Annotated in this window: 16 protein-coding genes; 9 read left to right on the top strand and 7 right to left on the bottom strand. The window is 71.2% G+C overall.

Annotated elements, in window-relative coordinates; genetic code table 11:
• Positions 1 to 141: 141 nt before the first annotated feature.
• Complete coding sequence (locus tag OIE47_RS13105) at positions 142 to 1,002, bottom strand: Fpg/Nei family DNA glycosylase (RefSeq protein WP_326561764.1); 861 nt, start codon at positions 1,000 to 1,002, stop codon at positions 142 to 144.
• Positions 1,003 to 1,027: 25 nt separating this feature from the next.
• On the opposite strand from OIE47_RS13105, the gene OIE47_RS13100 reads away from it, so the two are divergent.
• Positions 1,028 to 2,197: a glycosyltransferase gene (locus OIE47_RS13100; protein ID WP_326561763.1), complete on the top strand. Its 1,170-nt coding sequence runs from the start codon at positions 1,028 to 1,030 to the stop codon at positions 2,195 to 2,197.
• Positions 2,198 to 2,201: 4 nt separating this feature from the next.
• Here the strand turns inward: OIE47_RS13100 and OIE47_RS13095 are convergent, their stop codons facing one another.
• The 4 genes from OIE47_RS13095 to OIE47_RS13080 form a co-directional block, all read right to left on the bottom strand.
• A complete protein-coding gene (locus OIE47_RS13095; RefSeq protein ID WP_326563083.1) occupies positions 2,202 to 2,918 on the bottom strand; it encodes a CDP-alcohol phosphatidyltransferase family protein in 717 nt (238 codons plus the stop codon).
• On the bottom strand, positions 2,902 to 3,969 hold the full coding sequence (locus tag OIE47_RS13090) for an iron-containing alcohol dehydrogenase family protein (protein WP_326561762.1): 1,068 nt from the start codon (positions 3,967 to 3,969) through the stop codon (positions 2,902 to 2,904). Before OIE47_RS13090 ends, OIE47_RS13095 begins: the two co-directional genes overlap by 17 nt.
• Before the next feature lie 9 nt (positions 3,970 to 3,978).
• Positions 3,979 to 4,752, bottom strand: coding sequence for a phosphocholine cytidylyltransferase family protein (locus tag OIE47_RS13085; RefSeq protein WP_326561761.1), 774 nt, complete (start codon positions 4,750 to 4,752; stop codon positions 3,979 to 3,981).
• A gap of 135 nt (positions 4,753 to 4,887) precedes the next feature.
• Positions 4,888 to 5,337 (bottom strand): NUDIX hydrolase, encoded by a 450-nt coding sequence (locus tag OIE47_RS13080; protein ID WP_326561760.1) that lies wholly within the window; start codon positions 5,335 to 5,337, stop codon positions 4,888 to 4,890.
• Positions 5,338 to 5,523: 186 nt separating this feature from the next.
• Between OIE47_RS13080 and OIE47_RS13075 the strand changes: the two genes are divergently transcribed.
• A complete protein-coding gene (locus tag OIE47_RS13075; RefSeq protein WP_326561759.1) occupies positions 5,524 to 6,624 on the top strand; it encodes an aminotransferase-like domain-containing protein in 1,101 nt (366 codons plus the stop codon).
• A 394-nt stretch (positions 6,625 to 7,018) separates the two neighbouring features.
• Complete coding sequence (gene corA, locus OIE47_RS13070) at positions 7,019 to 8,182, top strand: magnesium/cobalt transporter CorA (protein ID WP_326561758.1); 1,164 nt, start codon at positions 7,019 to 7,021, stop codon at positions 8,180 to 8,182.
• An 11-nt stretch (positions 8,183 to 8,193) separates the two neighbouring features.
• Here corA and OIE47_RS13065 read toward each other — a convergent pair whose 3' ends face one another.
• Positions 8,194 to 8,952 (bottom strand): hypothetical protein, encoded by a 759-nt coding sequence (locus OIE47_RS13065; protein ID WP_326561757.1) that lies wholly within the window; start codon positions 8,950 to 8,952, stop codon positions 8,194 to 8,196.
• Positions 8,953 to 9,111: 159 nt separating this feature from the next.
• Here OIE47_RS13065 and OIE47_RS13060 point away from each other — a divergent pair, with 159 nt between their 5' ends.
• On the top strand, positions 9,112 to 9,642 hold the full coding sequence (locus tag OIE47_RS13060; RefSeq protein ID WP_326561756.1) for a peptidylprolyl isomerase: 531 nt from the start codon (positions 9,112 to 9,114) through the stop codon (positions 9,640 to 9,642).
• A 92-nt stretch (positions 9,643 to 9,734) separates the two neighbouring features.
• Positions 9,735 to 10,646: a rhomboid family intramembrane serine protease gene (locus OIE47_RS13055; protein ID WP_326561755.1), complete on the top strand. Its 912-nt coding sequence runs from the start codon at positions 9,735 to 9,737 to the stop codon at positions 10,644 to 10,646.
• A gap of 49 nt (positions 10,647 to 10,695) precedes the next feature.
• Here the strand turns inward: OIE47_RS13055 and OIE47_RS13050 are convergent, their stop codons facing one another.
• Positions 10,696 to 11,154 (bottom strand): PH domain-containing protein, encoded by a 459-nt coding sequence (locus tag OIE47_RS13050; RefSeq protein ID WP_326561754.1) that lies wholly within the window; start codon positions 11,152 to 11,154, stop codon positions 10,696 to 10,698.
• A gap of 79 nt (positions 11,155 to 11,233) precedes the next feature.
• Here OIE47_RS13050 and OIE47_RS13045 point away from each other — a divergent pair, with 79 nt between their 5' ends.
• The 4 genes from OIE47_RS13045 to OIE47_RS13030 all read left to right on the top strand — a co-directional run bounded on the left by OIE47_RS13045 (position 11,234) and on the right by OIE47_RS13030 (position 15,258).
• Positions 11,234 to 12,424 (top strand): thiolase family protein, encoded by a 1,191-nt coding sequence (locus OIE47_RS13045; protein WP_326561753.1) that lies wholly within the window; start codon positions 11,234 to 11,236, stop codon positions 12,422 to 12,424.
• Between the two features lie 129 nt (positions 12,425 to 12,553).
• Positions 12,554 to 13,051 carry a hypothetical protein gene (locus tag OIE47_RS13040; RefSeq protein ID WP_326561752.1) on the top strand — a complete coding sequence of 166 codons (498 nt, stop codon included), beginning with the start codon at positions 12,554 to 12,556 and terminating at the stop codon, positions 13,049 to 13,051.
• 94 nt (positions 13,052 to 13,145) lie between these two features.
• Entirely contained in the window at positions 13,146 to 13,841 is a 696-nt protein-coding gene (locus tag OIE47_RS13035) for a response regulator transcription factor (RefSeq protein ID WP_326561751.1), read from the top strand.
• Positions 13,831 to 15,258, top strand: a complete 1,428-nt coding sequence (locus OIE47_RS13030) for a sensor histidine kinase (protein ID WP_442792086.1) — start codon at positions 13,831 to 13,833, stop codon at positions 15,256 to 15,258. Before OIE47_RS13035 ends, OIE47_RS13030 begins: the two co-directional genes overlap by 11 nt.
• Position 15,259 lies beyond the last annotated feature (1 nt).

Raw genomic sequence — 15,259 nt, 5'->3', positions numbered from 1 at the left:
GCGATGAGAGCGAGCCGGCACCGCCCGATAAGCGCCTCGGACCGGGTCACTATACCGATGGATGGCGTCCTGGCCAGATCTGTCCGATGGAGATTTCATCTCCACCTGGGCGATTTCTACCCTCAGCCAATTGTTGGTCACCTAACGCACAAGTCGCGATAGTCGGCGGTCCGCCAGGGGCTTGCCGCCGGTCTGGCAGGTCGGGCAGTACTGGAGGCTCGAATCAGCGAACGAGACCTCACGCACCGTGTCGCCGCAGACCGGGCAGGGCAGCCCCGTACGCGCGTGCACCCGCAGCCCGGACCGCTTCTCGCCCTTCAGCTCGGCGGCCCGTTGCCCGACCGACCGGGCGACCGCGTCGCCGAGGACCTGCCGGGTCGCCGCGTGCAGGGCGGAGAGTTGCGTGTCGCTGAGCCGGTCGGTGATCGCGAACGGGGACATCCGGGCGGTGTGCAGGATCTCGTCGGAGTACGCGTTGCCCACCCCGGACAGGATCTCCTGGTTGGTCAGGACCCCCTTGACCTGCCCGCGCTTGGCGCGCAGCCGTTCGCTGAACAGGGGCAGGTCGGCGGCGAGCGCGTCCGGGCCGAGCCGGGCCACCCCGGGCACCTGCGCCGGATCGGTCACCAGGTACGCGGCGAGCTTCTTCTGCGTACCGGCCTCGGTGAGGTCGAAGCCGGAGCTGTCGTCGAGGCGTACCCGGACCGCGATCGGACCCTTGCCGGGCTTGAGCGGGGCGGTGGACGGGAACGCCTCCCGGTAGTGCAGCCAGCCGGCACGGGCCAGGTGGACCACCAGGTGCAGGCCGTCGTCGAACCGGACGTCGAGGAACTTGCCGTACCGACCGGCGCCGGTCACGGAGCGACCGGACGCGGCCGACGGCGGCGGGTCGTACGTCTTCAGGGCGCTGATGGCGGCGACCTCGAGTCGCTCCACCCGGCGGCCGACCGCGCGCTCGCGCAGATAGGCGCCGAGCGCCTCTACCTCAGGCAGTTCGGGCACGTCACTAACGGTAGCCTCTAGTCGCGTGAAGGTGGTCGTAGCGCACAACCGGTATCGAGAAGCTCAGCCGTCGGGCGAGAACACCATGGTCGATCTGGAGATCGCCCAGCTCACCGGGGCTGGGGTCGACGTGCTGCCGTTCCTGCGCAGCTCGGACGAGATCCCGGCGATGCCCAAGAGCGCGAAGGTGTTGTTGCCGATCTCGCCCATCTACGCGCCCCAGGCGCAGCAGGATCTGAGCCGGTTGATCGAGACCGAGCGGCCGGACGTACTGCACCTGCACAATCCGTACCCCCTCCTGTCACCCTGGGTGGTGCGGACCGCGCACCGGCACGGTGTGCCGGTGGTCCAGACGGTGCACAACTACCGGCAGGTCTGCTCCTCCGGGCTGTACTTCCGGGACGGGCACATCTGCCACGACTGTCGAGGACGGGCGCTCGGCGTGCCGGCGATCGTGCACCGCTGCTACCGGGGCTCCCGGGCGCAGAGCGCGCTGATGGCGACCACGCTCGCGGTCCACCGGCCGACCTGGCGTTCGGTCGACAGGTTCATCGCCCTCACCTCAGCCGTCGCCGACCACCTGCGCGAGTACGGCATCCCGGACGACCGGATCGTGATCAAGCCGAACGCGATCCCCGATCCGGGCGAGCCGGCCCCGCTCGGCGACGGTTTCCTCTTCTTCGGTCGGCTCTCCCCGGAGAAGGGTCTCGACCTGCTGCTCCAGGCCTGGCGGCAGCACCCCGACGGGTCCCTCGGCCCGCTCCGGATCGCCGGGGACGGTGAGCTGCGCCCACTGGCCGAGGCGGCGGCCCGGGAACGTACCGACGTCGAGTACCTCGGCCCGCTGGACCGCGCCGGAGTGTGGGCCGCCGTACGGGCAGCCGCGGTGGTGGTGGCCGTACCGACCTGGCACGACGTACTGCCGACGGTGGTGATCGAGGCGCTCGCCGCCGGCCGCCCGGTGCTCGGTACGGCGCTCGGCGGGGTGCCGTACCTGATCGGGATGGACCATCCGCCGACCGCCGCCGGCTGGGTGGTGCCGGCGGAGGCGACCTCCCTGGCCGCCGCCCTGCCCACCGCCCGCGCCGCCGCGCCCGCGCTCGCCCCCCTGGCCCGCACCCGCTACCTCGCCACCTTCCGCCCCGAGGTGGTCACCACCCAACTCCTCGACACCTACAAGTCCCTCGCCGGGTAGGCCCTCAGCGGAGGGAGGCGCGGGCGGAGAAGGCGATGCTGGCGAGCAGGAAGCCCCCGTTGACCACGGTGAAGGCCGCGATGATCCAGATCGTGGCGGCCGGGACGAGGATCAGGACCAGGGCGGCCACGAAGATCACCGCCCCGTAGTCGCGGATCAGCTTGGCCAGGCGTACCGGCAGGCTGGTCGAGGTGACCATGCTGGCGTGGTTCGGACCGGCCTGCATCACCGAGGTGACCAGGTTGACCATCCAGGTCCCGGCGAACGCCGCCACCAGCCAGACCGGGGTGCTCGGGCGCTGCGCCACCGCGGTCGCCCCGAGCGCCGTCACCAGGGCGATCTGGGCCGCCACGTCACAGAGGATGTCGACCCGCGCACCGGCCGGGCTGCCCCGCCCGGTGACCCGGGCGAGCTGCCCGTCGGCACAGTCCAGGGCGTACGCGACCTGCCAGCCGACCAGCGCGATCAGCCCGACCACCCAGGCCGGTACGTCCCCGTCGGCGACCGGCCCGGCCAGCGCCACCACGGCGACCGAGGCGGCCAGCCCGAGCACCAGGTTGCCCATGGTCAACGCGGTCGGGCTCAACCCCAGGCGGTACGCGAGCAGCGCGAAGCCGGCACCGAGGCGCTGGCTGAACGCCTCGCTGAACAGGCCGCCGCCCCGGTTCACCCGGTAGAAGTCGGCGGTGGTCGGACGGAACGGCTCAGCGGAGGTGGTCACGGAGGGCATCGGCGTAGTCTGCCAGCCGGTCGCGGATCCCGTCCGGCGACAGGTCGAGGTGCTCGATGATCGTGTAGCGGTCCGGTCGGGTCCGGGGAGCGTGCAGCACCACATCGACGAACTGGTCGTCGGTCAGCGCGAGATCGGCCGGCAGGATCGGCAGGCCGTGGCGGTGCAGGCAGCTCGCCATCTGCCGGAACCGGGGCAGGTCACCCCGGAGGAAGGTGCAGAAGAGGCCGCCGAGACCGACCTGCTCGCCGTGCGAACCTGTGCCGAGCCGGAGCAGGTGCATCGCGTGCATGATCTCGTGGCAACCGCCGCTGCACGGCCGGCTGGTGCCGCTGATCGCCATGGCCAGGCCGCTCGCGATCAACGACTCGGCGAGGATGGTGACAAAACCGTCGTCGGTCATGTCGCCGGGATGGTTGATGATCGCCTCGGCGCCGGTACGGGCCAGCGTGGCGGCGAGCCCGTCCACCCGCTCACCGCACATCTCGCGGGCCAGCTCCCAGTCGGCGAGCGCGCTGATGTTGCTGAGCAGCTCCCCGATCCCGGCCCGGTTGTGCAGGTCCGGGCCGGACTCGACGAAGTCCAGGTCGACCACGACCGCGATCGGGATGTGCGCCCCGTAGGACGGGCGTCCCCCGTCGTGGTCGAGGGTGGCGATCGGGGAGGCGATCCCGTCGTTGGCGAGGCTGGTCGCCACCGACACCATCGGGATGCCGTACCGGGCGGCGGCGTACTTGGCGGTGTCGATGGTCTTGCCGCCACCGATGCCGACAACCGCGTCGTACGAGCGGGCGCGGAGCTTGTCGCCGAGTTCGAGGGCGGCGTCCAGGGTGCCACCGGCGACGGTGAACACGTCGGCGGAACCGAGGGTGGGGCGGATCAGTTCGACGATCCGTTCACCCTGCCCCGGGCCGACCACCACCGCCACGTCACCACCGGCGGAGATGCGCTGGTCGGCGAGGAGGGGGCCGAGGTCGGCGATCGCGCCCCGGCGTACCTCGATGATCAGTGGCGTGTTGACCGTACGGGCTAGCAGCGGCACCCGACTCCCCTAACTGCCGGTCGGCCGGTCGTCGGTGCCGGACCCGGTCGCCCACTGCCAGCTCGTGATCTCACGGGCCCGGGTCAGGTCGGCGAGGTTGTCGACCTCGACCCACTCCACGTCACCGATCGGGGTGCCGCGCACCTCACCGCCCCGGTTCGCGTACTCCTGGTAGCCGTCCTCGTAGTAGAGGTTCGGGTCCCGGCGCCAGGTCGCCTCCAGCGCCTCGGCCAGGGCGGGCGCGGCGGCCGGCTCGATCAGGGTGGCGCCGATGTATTCCCCGTACGCGTCGGCCGGGTCCATCAGCTTGGTGATCTTCGTGAGCTGCCCGTCGGCGTCGAAGATGGTCTTCATCTCCTCGTCGGCCAGCTTCTTGACGTCGTCGATGGCGAGCAGGATGCCCGGACCACGGTTGGCCAGCAGGGTCCGCTCCACGCTCACCGGGTGCACGGTGTCGCCGTTGACCAGCAACGCCCCCTGGGCGAAGTGGTCCCGGGCCAGCCAGAGGGAGTACGCGTTGTTCCACTCCTCGGCCTTGTCGTTCTGCACCAGGGTGAGCCGTACGCCGTGGCGCTGCTCCAGGGCGGCCTGGCGGTCGCGTACCTCGGAGGCGGCGTAGCCGACCACGACGACCACCTCGGTCAGCCCGACCTCGGCGAGGTTGTGCAGCGCGATGTCGAGGATGGTCGTGCCACCATCGACCGGAATGAGCGCCTTGGGCAGGGTGTCCGTGTACGGGCGCAGCCGGCGCCCGGCCCCTGCGGCGAGCACTAATCCGATCATCAGTGGATCCTCCTTGTGACAACGACTACCGCACGGAGGATAGCCCCGAGGGACAGAACGGCGGTTTCCAGCCGGACCGGGCAGCCGTCGGACCGGTCAGCGGCCGATCGCGTGCGGGGCGGCGAACGCGTCCTCTCAGAGGCCGATCGCGTGCAGGGCGGCGAACGCGTCCTCGGCGATCCGGCGGATCATGCCGTCGTTGACGTGCCGGTGCTCGTCCAGCACCTCCATCTCGTGCTCGTTCAGCCAGCGGAACTCCGTGTGCTTGCCCACCTCGAGCCGGGGGCGGGTCAGGTCACCGTCGACGCGTACCAGGAAGTCGCTCTCCAGCCGGGTGAACCCGTCGTTGCCGGTCCAGGTGTACTCACCGACCAGGCCGAGGACCACCGAGACGGTCCAGCCGGTCTCCTCGGTCACCTCACGCGACAGCGCGTCCTCGATCCCCTCGCCGGGTTCCAGGTGGCCGCCGACGATGTCCCAGGTGTCGGGGAAGAGCTTTCGCTGCGGGGACCGGCGCTGGAAGAAGATCCGACCGTCGTCGTCGACGATCAGGGCTCCGGCGCACCGGAGGGGGTCGGTGGGCACGGGTCGAGATTAGTTCCCGGATGTGCGCTGTGAACAGGGTCTATTCCGGGGTGCACCGACGTCCGGGCGGTGCGCGTACCCCTGGTTCGGCGCGCGGGTTGGGACGGAGTCGGTCCCGTTTTCCAGGATTCGGACATCGCCGTGCCGCCGCCGGAGCGGCCGGGGTCGCCCGTACGCTGGGTAGTCATGACTGCCGAGCAGCTGATCTCCTTTGCCCGTGGCGCTCCGTCGCTGGACATCATCGATATCGAAGGGCTGAAGGCCGCGGCCGTACGCGCGCTGGACGCGGACCCGGCCGGCGTCACCGCCTACGGAACGTCGCTGGGCTACCCGCCCCTGCGGGAGTGGATCGCCCGCAAGCACGGCGTCGCGGTGGACCAGGTGCTGGTGACCAACGGTTCGTTGCAGGCCGACGCGTTCCTCTTCGAGCACCTGGTCCGGCCCGGCGACTCGGTGGTGGTGGAGCGGCCGACCTACGACCGGACCCTGCTCAACCTGCAGCAGCAGGGCGGCGACCTGCACTCGGTGACCATCCACCCGGACGGCATCGACACCGAGGAGCTGGGCAAGCTGCTCGAGTCCGGGGTACGTCCGAAGCTCGCGCACATCATTCCGAACTACCAGAACCCGGCCGGGGTGACCCTTTCGCTGGAGAAGCGGCGCACGCTGCTCGCCCTGGCGGCCGAGTACGGCTTCACGATCTTCGAGGACGACCCGTACGCGGACATCCGGTTCCGGGGTGAGCAGATCCCCTCGATGCTCTCCCTGGACGAGCACGACGTCGTGGTGCACGCGTCGAGCTTCACCAAGACGGTCTGCCCCGGGGTCCGGGTCGGTTACCTGATCGGACCGGCCGCGCTGATCGCCGAGATCGCCAAGAAGGCCACCAACCTCTACATCTCGCCGGGCATGTTCGCGCAGGCGACCGTCTACCAGTTCTGCGTCTCCGGTGACATCGACCGCTCGATCGAGACGGTCAGCACCGCGCTCGGCGAGCGGGCCCGGCTGCTCGGTGAGGCGCTGCGCGCCCAGATCCCGGGTGTCCGGTTCTACGAGCCGGACGGCGGCTACTTCCTCTGGATCGAGCTGCCCCCGGACGTGCGGGTCGACCGGCTGGCGCCGGCCGCGGCCGAGCGCGGGGTCGCCGTGGTCAAGGGCAGTGACTTCCTGATCGAGGGCGGGCACCACGCGCTGCGGTTGGCGTACTCGGCGGTCACGGTCGACCAGATCGAGGAGGGCGTACGCCGGCTGGCCGCCGCGGTGGACGAGGTCCGCGGCCAGAACTGAGCACGGAAAGCGGTACGCAAGAAACCGGCGTTGATCAGAAAGAATCGGCGTCGGCCACTAAAGAACTGTCAGATACCCGACAGAAGTTCGCCTTTGCCGGTCCGGGGGTCCCACCGGACCGGCAAACGGCTCACAATGCTGCGAGCGCCTGTCGCGTTTCGACCCGGCCACCAGCCACGACGTTGTCCGTGCTGGTCCTGCCGCGATCGACCGGCAGGACCCAAATGCATAGCCCCCCGCCCCCAAAGGCGCCGGGTGGGCCGACCGCACCTTACCCCCCGACGCGGTCGGTCCACCCGGCGCCGACCCCTCCCCGGCGCGGTCGGCGTACGGCGACTCTCGGCGTAGCCTGCAAGCCGCGTACCGAGAATCACGGAGGGGGGCGGGCAGGCCCATGGCAGAGCGACTCGACCGGGACCAGACGGGTAGTGACGGGCGGGTCCGGGTCCGGCCCCGCTCCTGGATAGAGCCGGTCCGGGCGATGGGACGCAGGCTCAACGCCGACCCCGGCCAGCACCACGCATCCTCGCCCGGCGGAGTCCGAACCGGCGTGGTCGACTGCGGCCTCTACGTCGACGGGGTGCGCCAGCCCGGCGAATGGGACTACGCCTCCGCGCTGGCCGCCGCCGAGCAGAATTCCGCCGACGGCAGCAAGTCCAACGCGTTCGTCTGGCTCGGGCTGCACGAGCCGGGTCAGGAGGAGATGGCGGGCATCGCCGAGACGTACGGCCTGCACGAGCTGGCCGTCGAGGACGCGGTCAAGGCCGAACAGCGCCCCAAGCTGGAACGGTTCGGCGAGGTCAGCTTCCTGGTGCTCCGCACCGCCCGGTACGTCAAGCACGGCGAGCTGACCGAGACCTCCGAGGTGGTCGAGACCGGCCAGGTGATGCTCTTCATCGGCCCCCGCTTCGTGATCAGCGTCCGCCACGGTGACGCCTGCCGGCTGGCCGCGGTCCGGGCCGATCTGGAGGGCAAGAAGGAGCTGCTGGAACAGGGACCGTGGGCGGTGGCGTACGCGGTCACCGACCGGGTGGTCGACCTCTACCTGGAGGTCGCCGACCAGGTCGAGGCCGACCTGGACACCCTGGAGGCCCAGGTGTTCTCGGTCAAGGCACACGGCCGGATCCAGCGGATCTACCAGATGAAGCGTGAGCTGGTCGAGTTCAAGCGCGCCGTCGTCCCGCTGCAACGGCCGCTGATGATGCTGACCGGCACGGTCAACCGGGACGTGCCCAAGGAGATCCGGCGTTACTTCCGGGACGTCCAGGACCACCTCACCCGGACCGTCGAACAGGTCAACTCGTACGACGACCTGCTCAACTCGATCCTGCAGGCGCGACTCGCCCAGGTGACCGTCGACCAGAACAACGACATGCGCAAGATCGCCGCATGGGCCGGTATCGCCGCCGTCTGGACCGCGATCGCCGGTGTGTACGGCATGAACTTCGCGTACATGCCGGAGACCCAGTGGAAGTACGGCTACCCGGTGGTGGCCGCCCTCATGGTGGCGATCTCGTTGGGGCTCTACCGCTGGTTCCGGCGCAACCGCTGGCTCTGACCGCTGGCGGGTCAGCTCCGGCTGTTGCCCGCCGGTCCGGTGCCGAGCAGCCCGTCGGGCTTCGCCCCGGCCTTGGCGGCGGACTTGGCACCGTCGGTGGCCGTACCGGCGGTAGTGGAGATCTTCTCTCCGGCTACCGCGGTCCGGTCCCGGACCTTCTCGATCGTGACCGGCTTCGGCTTCGTCGCCCCTGCGGCGTTCTCACCGGAGGGTCGGCCGGCGCCACCGGCGCTGGAGCTGAGGCCGCCACCGGCGGTCGCCCGACCATCGCTGCGGCTCGTCTCCGGTGCGGGCAACGGCTCGTACGTCTCCCAGTGCTCCTGGTGCCGGCGGCGCATCGCGACCGCCCCCACCGCGCCGGCCACCGCACCGGCCGCGAGCAGCCCGGTGAGCAGGGTCCAGCGCCGACGTGACGTGGTCGACTTCCGCTTGTTCTTCGGCATCGCTTTCATCATCTTCTTCTTAGATCCCGTCAGGTTCCTGGTCCCCGTCCGCCCGGCTCCCGTGCCGGCCTGGCGGGCGCCGGCCAACGCGGCCACGGCGAGAGGCGCGATCGCGGTCATGGTCGATCCCCAACCATCGGCTGCCGTCTGCGCGACCTTCGTCGCGGTCGGCGCGAGGTAGTTCCGGGCCACCTGTACGCGGGGGCCGACGGTCGCGCCGACACCCTCCGCCGCGTGGCCGGCAGCCTGCCTGATGTGACCGAAGCCCTCACCCAGCTCGGTACGGACGAGCTGCGTGTGGGACTTGCGGCGCCCGAATCCAAACACCGGTCTCCACCTCCTCGGGTTGTTCCTCCGTCATCCTCCACCTTTGGATGCCTCCGCACGGCCGGAACGGGCACATGGGAGGATCCGCATGGAAACTGACCCGTGCCTGCCGGTCTGCGTCCCCCGGCCGGCAAGTCCACGACGATCGAGGAGTACCCCGTGGCCGAGGCCATTTACGCCACCCTGCACACCAACGCCGGTCCGATCCGGCTGGAACTTTTCCCCAACCACGCGCCCAAGACGGTGCGCAACTTCGTCGAGCTCGCCGAGGGCACGAAGGAGTACACCGACCCGCGCACCGGGCAGCCGGGCAGCGGGCCGTACTACGACGGCACCATCTCGCACCGCGTGATCAGCGGCTTCATGGTCCAGATGGGCGACCCGACCGGCACCGGCCGGGGTGGTCCCGGTTACAACTTCGGTGACGAGTTCCACCCGGAGCTGCGCTTCGACCGGCCGTACCTGCTCGCGATGGCGAACGCCGGACCGGGCACCAACGGTTCGCAGTTCTTCATCACCGTGGGCCCGACCCCGCACCTGAACAACCGGCACACGATCTTCGGCCAGGTGGCCGACGACGACTCGGTGAAGGTTGTCGACTCGATCGCCAACACCCCGACCGACCCGGCCGACCGGCCCCGTCAGGACGTGGTGATCGAGCGGGTGGAGATCGAGCGCATCGGCGACTGACCACCGACCGGGGTACCCTTTGCCTGCATGAGCGAGAGCACCCCGAGTGCAGCGAGGTGGCGGGCGTTGAGTAAGCGCAGTGAGGTGGCCGCGTGAGCGAGTCGCCCCCGACCACCCCGGTCTGCTATCGCCATCCGGGTCGGGAGACCTGGGTCCGGTGCACCCGGTGCGACCGGCCGATCTGCCCTGATTGCATGCGGGAAGCATCGGTCGGGCACCAGTGCCCGGAGTGCGTTTCGGAAGGCCGGCGTACCCAGCGGCCGGCGCGTACCGCCTTCGGTGGCGGTGCCGCCGGCCGTGCCGGGTACGTGACCAAGACCCTGATCGGCCTCAACGTGCTGTTGATGCTGATCTCGATCGCGTCGGCCGGTGGCGGCGACGCGGTCGCCGGTGGCGGGCTCGGCGGACTGCTCGGCGGCGGGACCCCGCTCACCCGGTGGGGCTCGGTGCTGGGCTTCGCGTCGTACCAGCCGTTCGGCGCGCCGCACGGAGTCGCCGCCGACGAGTACTACCGCCTGTTCACGGCCATGTTCCTGCACTACGGGATCGTGCACCTGCTGCTGAACATGTGGGCGCTCTGGATGCTCGGCCGCACCCTGGAGGCGACCCTCGGGCCGCTGCGCTTCCTCGCCCTCTACCTGATCGCCGGGCTCGGCGGGAACGTGGCCGCGTACCTGTTCTCCGCGCCCAACGCCCAGACCGTGGGCGCCTCGACCGCCATCTTCGGGCTCTTCGCCGCGCTGTTCATCATCATGCGCCGGATGGGTCGGGACACCTCGGCGGTGGTGCCGGTCCTCGTGGTCAACCTGGTCTTCACCTTCGCCGTGCCCGGCATCTCGATCGCCGGCCACCTCGGCGGCCTGGTGATCGGCGCACTGATGGCGCTGGTGCTCGCCTACGCCCCGCGAATGCGCCGGTCCGTCTTCCAGGCCACCGGTGGCGCGGTGATCGTGATCGCGCTGATCGGTCTGACCGTGCTCCGGACCTCACTGCTGCTCGGCTGACGACCGGCGGCCCGAGGTGGGCCACCAACGTCGGCGCGACCCCGCCGGATCAGGCGGGGTCGGCGGCTCCCCGGCCGGCGCCGAACTTGGCCGCGCGCAGGGCCTCGGCCACCTCGCCCGGCTCGGCACCGAGATCGTGGCGGCTGAAGAAGTGCAGTGAGTCACCGGCGTCGAGTTCCAGGGTGTCCGTACGCAGACCGAGGCGGGGCCGGTTGTCCACCGCTATCCGTTCGATCTGGGTCCAGGCGAGGTGCCGGCGACCGGCGAATCCCCTGATCACGGTCACCCCGGCCGGGTCGACGGCGAGCCTCTCCGGAGCGACGAGGTCGCGTACGGCCCAGCCGAGCAGTCCGGCGGCGGCCAGCGCGGTCACCCCGATCGGCACCGGGTCCCCGCCACCGAGCAGCAGGCCGAGCCCGACCAGGACCACCGCCCCGGTGACCTTCAGTACGGGCACGGAGGGGCGAACCCGCCACCGGGTCGGCGTCACGCTCTGATCGGGGTGCACCGATCCAGGATGCCAGGATCGCGGTGCACGGATCCAGCCCGCGTACGATCGGAGCAGGCTAAGTTACCGGGGAGTTGTGATGAGAGACGCGGTCATCGTCGGCGCGGTACGCACCCCGGTCGGGCGACGCCGGGGCGGCCTGGCCACGGTCCATCCGGTCGACCTGTCCGCGCACGTGCTGCGGTCGTTGGCCGAACGTACCGGCCTGGATCCGGCTGATGTGGACGACGTGATCTGGGGCTGCGTCTCCCAGGTCGGCGAGCAGGCGTGGAACGTGGGGCGCAACGCCGTACTCGGTGCGGGCTGGCCGGAGTCGGTGCCCGGCACCACGCTCGACCGGCAGTGCGGTTCGAGCCAGCAGGCGCTGCACTTCGCCGCCGCCGCGGTGATCTCCGGTCAGGCCGAGCTGGTGGTGGCCGGCGGGGTGGAGTCGATGACCCGGGTGCCGATGGGCAGCAGTATCCAGGTGCCCGCCTCCGGCACCGACGGGCTGCCGTACGGCGACCAGGTACGGGCCCGCTACCGGGGGGTGGACGGGTTCGCCGCCTCGGATCCGGTGCCGTTCAACCAGGGGGTCGGGGCCGAGTTGATGGCGCAGCGGTGGCGGCTGTCGCGTACCCAGCTCGACGAGTTCGCGTTGGCCAGTCACGAGAAGGCGGCCGCCGCCCAGGACGCGGGCGCGTTCGACCCGGAGATCGCCCCGGTCCCGGTGGCCGACGGCGGCAAGGTCGCCGCCGACGAGGGCATCCGCCGGGACACCACGCTGGCCCGGCTGGCCGAACTGGCCACCCCGTTCCGGCCCGACGGTGTGGTCACCGCCGGTTCGGCGTCGCAGATCTCGGACGGTGCCGCCGCGCTCGCGGTGACCAGTTCGGAGTGGGCCGGTCAGCACGGCCTGCGACCGTTGGCCCGGATCCACACCGCGGTGGTCGCCGCCGACGACCCGGTGATCATGCTGACCGGACCGATTCCGGCCACCGCGAAGGCGCTGCGCCGGGCCGGACTGGGCATCGAGGAGATCGGGGTGTACGAGGTCAACGAGGCATTCGCCCCGGTGCCGCTGGCCTGGCTGGCCGAGACCGAGGCCGACCCGGACCGGCTCAACCCGCGCGGCGGCGCGATTGCCCTCGGCCACCCGCTCGGCGGCTCGGGCGCCCGGATCATGACCACGATGTTGCAGCACATGAGGGACAACGGCATCCGGTACGGCCTGCAGACGATGTGCGAGGGCGGCGGCATGGCCAACGCCACGATCGTGGAGCTGCTGTAGTTGTTTGTCCGCTTATGGGCGTCCAACGCGCCGTCGGAGCGTGGACTTGCCATCGTGGAAGTTCTGTAATTTCACATTCATCCATGCCTGCGCCACGTCAGATCCAGGTGACGTCTCGTTGGATATCGCATGGACCTCTTCTTCCGAACGTTCCTGCCGGCTGCGGCGGAGGCGGGGTTGGCCGAGCCGATTCTGAGCAGGCACCTGCCGGTTTTCCGGCGGAGCGTGGCCGCCGACGACCACACGGTCCTGGTCGCCCGCTGCATCCGACCGGACGCGCCGGTGTCCGGCGGTCACCTGCTCCTGCTCACCGCCCACCGGCTGGTGGTGACCCAGCAGAGCCGCCTGCTGCACCGGCTCAGCCTGCACCTCAACACCGACCTGCGGCACCTCAACAACGTCAGTTGGGCTCCGGACCCCCGGCTGCCCGTCATGGAGTTCACCGCGACCGCGGTGGACGGCGTCCGGGAGCGCTACCTGATCAGGGCCGGCCGGCGGCAGCCGGTGGTGCATCTCGACGCCCTGCTCAACCACGTGTTCCTCGGCGCCGACGTACCCGAACCGCAGGTGGCGGCGCGCCCGCAAGAGGCCCGTCGACCGAAGTTCAGCCCGGCCGTGGCGATCTGAGTCGACCCGCCGCACTAACCGCCGTACCGGATCCGTACAGAACCCGAACAGAGCCGCCATGTCCGGCCGGACCGGAGTCGGCCATCATGGTCGGGTGACGGACGACGTACCCGCTCGTGGACTCGTCCTGGTAGTCGAGGACGAGCCCGCCATCGCCGATCTGGTCCGGCTCTACCTGGTCCGGGACGGGTTCGGTGTGCACGTCGAACGGGACGGCACCGCCGGGCTCGCCGCCGCCCGACGGCTGCGCCCGGTCGCCTGCGTACTCGACATCTCGCTGCCCGGACTGGCGGGCACCGAGGTCTGCCGCCGGTTGCGCGAGGACGGGGACTGGACCCCGGTCATCTTCCTCACCGCCCGCGACGACGAGACGGACCGGATCGTCGGGCTGGAACTCGGCGCCGACGACTACGTGACCAAGCCGTTCAGCCCACGGGAACTGGTCGCCCGGATCCGGGCCGTACTGCGCCGGGCGGCGGGGCCGCCGGACCGGACCGAACGCCCGCGCGCCGCCGGGCCGGTCACCCTCGACCCCGCCCGGCGTACGGTGGCCGTCGCGGGCGCCGCGGTGCAGCTCACCTCGACCGAGTTCGACCTGCTCGCGCACCTGATGGCCCGGCCCGGCCGGGTCTTCACCCGGGACGAGCTGCTCGCCGCCGTCTGGGGATACGCGGCACACGCCGGCACCCGGACCGTGGACGTGCACGTCGCGCAGGTACGCGCCAAGCTCGGTGCCGGTGCGGACGTGATCCGGACCCACCGGGGAGTCGGGTACGCCTGTGCCGACTGACCGGCACGGCCCGCACACGCACCCGTCCGCCGAGGTCCCGTCCGACCTGCCACCGCCGCGTTGGTGGCGGGTCGGACGCACCCTGTCCGCCCGTGCGGTGCTGGTCAGTTGCGCGGTGGCGCTGGCGTCGGTGCTGGTCACCGCCGCGGTGGCCGGACCGTTGGCGGCCAACGCGGCACAGCGCCAAGCCAAGGAGGCGCTCTCCGCGCAGGCCCGGTTGGCCGCCGAGACCCTCCGTCTGCGCCTCGACCGTGGCCGTACCGCCGACGAGGAACGGATCATCCGGCAGTTGCGCAACCAGGACATCGACGCGTACCTGATCCGGGCCGGGGTGGCCGACCGGCCGGGTCTGCCGGCACGGGTGGTCGACCAGGTAGGTGCCGGGCGGAACTTCTCCGGCCGCCGTACGGTCGCCGGTGTTCCGTCACTGGTCGAGGGACGCACCCTGCCCGGCGGCAACGGGGTGGTGCTTGCCCGCCCGGTCTCCACCGGACTCTCCTGGGCGGTGCTCGGCAGCCTCTGGTTACCGCTGCTCGCCGGACTCGCCGCTGGCGTCGTCGCCGGTGTGCTGCTCGCCCGCCGGCTGGCCCGGCCGATCCACGACGCGGCCGTTGCCGCCGGGCGGCTGCGCTCCGGTGACCGGACCGTACGGTTGCCGGTCGAGCCACCGCAGGAGGTGGCCGACCTGGCGTACGCGTTCAACCAGCTCGCCGCCGCGCTGGCCGGCAGCGAGGGCCGGCAGCGCGAGTTCCTGCTCTCGGTCTCGCACGAGTTGCGTACGCCGCTGACCGCGATCCGGGGTTACGCCGAGGCGATCGCCGACGGGGTGGTCGGCCCGGAGGGGGCGCAGCGCGCCGGACAGACCATGCTCGCCGAGGCCGAACACCTGGACCGGCTGGTCAGCGACCTGCTGGCGCTGGCCCGGCTGGAGGCGGTCGACTTTCCGCTCGAACCGATTCCGGTCGACCTCGCCCGGCTGGTCGCCGACGCGGCCGAGACCTGGGGAGCCCGGTGCGCCGGCCTGGGGGTGCACCTCGGTACCGAGGTGCCGGACGGGCCGGTGTCGGCGTACACCGATCCGGGACGGATCCGGCAGGTCGTCGACGGGCTGCTGGAGAACGCGCTGCGGGTGGTACCGCCGGGTGCACCGGTGGTGCTCGCCGTGGCGGTCGCCCCGGACGGCGGCGGGGTGATCGAGGTACGCGACGGCGGGCCCGGTTTCACCGACGACGACCTGGCGGTGGCCTTCGAGCGGGGTGCGCTGCACCAGCGCTACCGGGGCGTACGCAAGGTCGGCAGTGGGCTCGGACTGGCGCTCGCCGCCGGTCTGGTCCGCCGGCTCGGCGGCCGGATCGACGCCGGGCACGCGCCCGAGGGCGGTGCCCGGTTCACCGTCTGGCTGCCACCGCCCCGCTGAT

This window comes from Micromonospora sp. NBC_01796 (genome assembly GCF_035917455.1).
In the GTDB taxonomy this organism is placed as follows: Bacteria; Actinomycetota; Actinomycetes; order Mycobacteriales; family Micromonosporaceae; genus Micromonospora_G.
The sequence above is the reverse complement of the archived record's forward strand: the minus strand, read 5'-3'. Positions and strand labels throughout refer to the sequence as shown.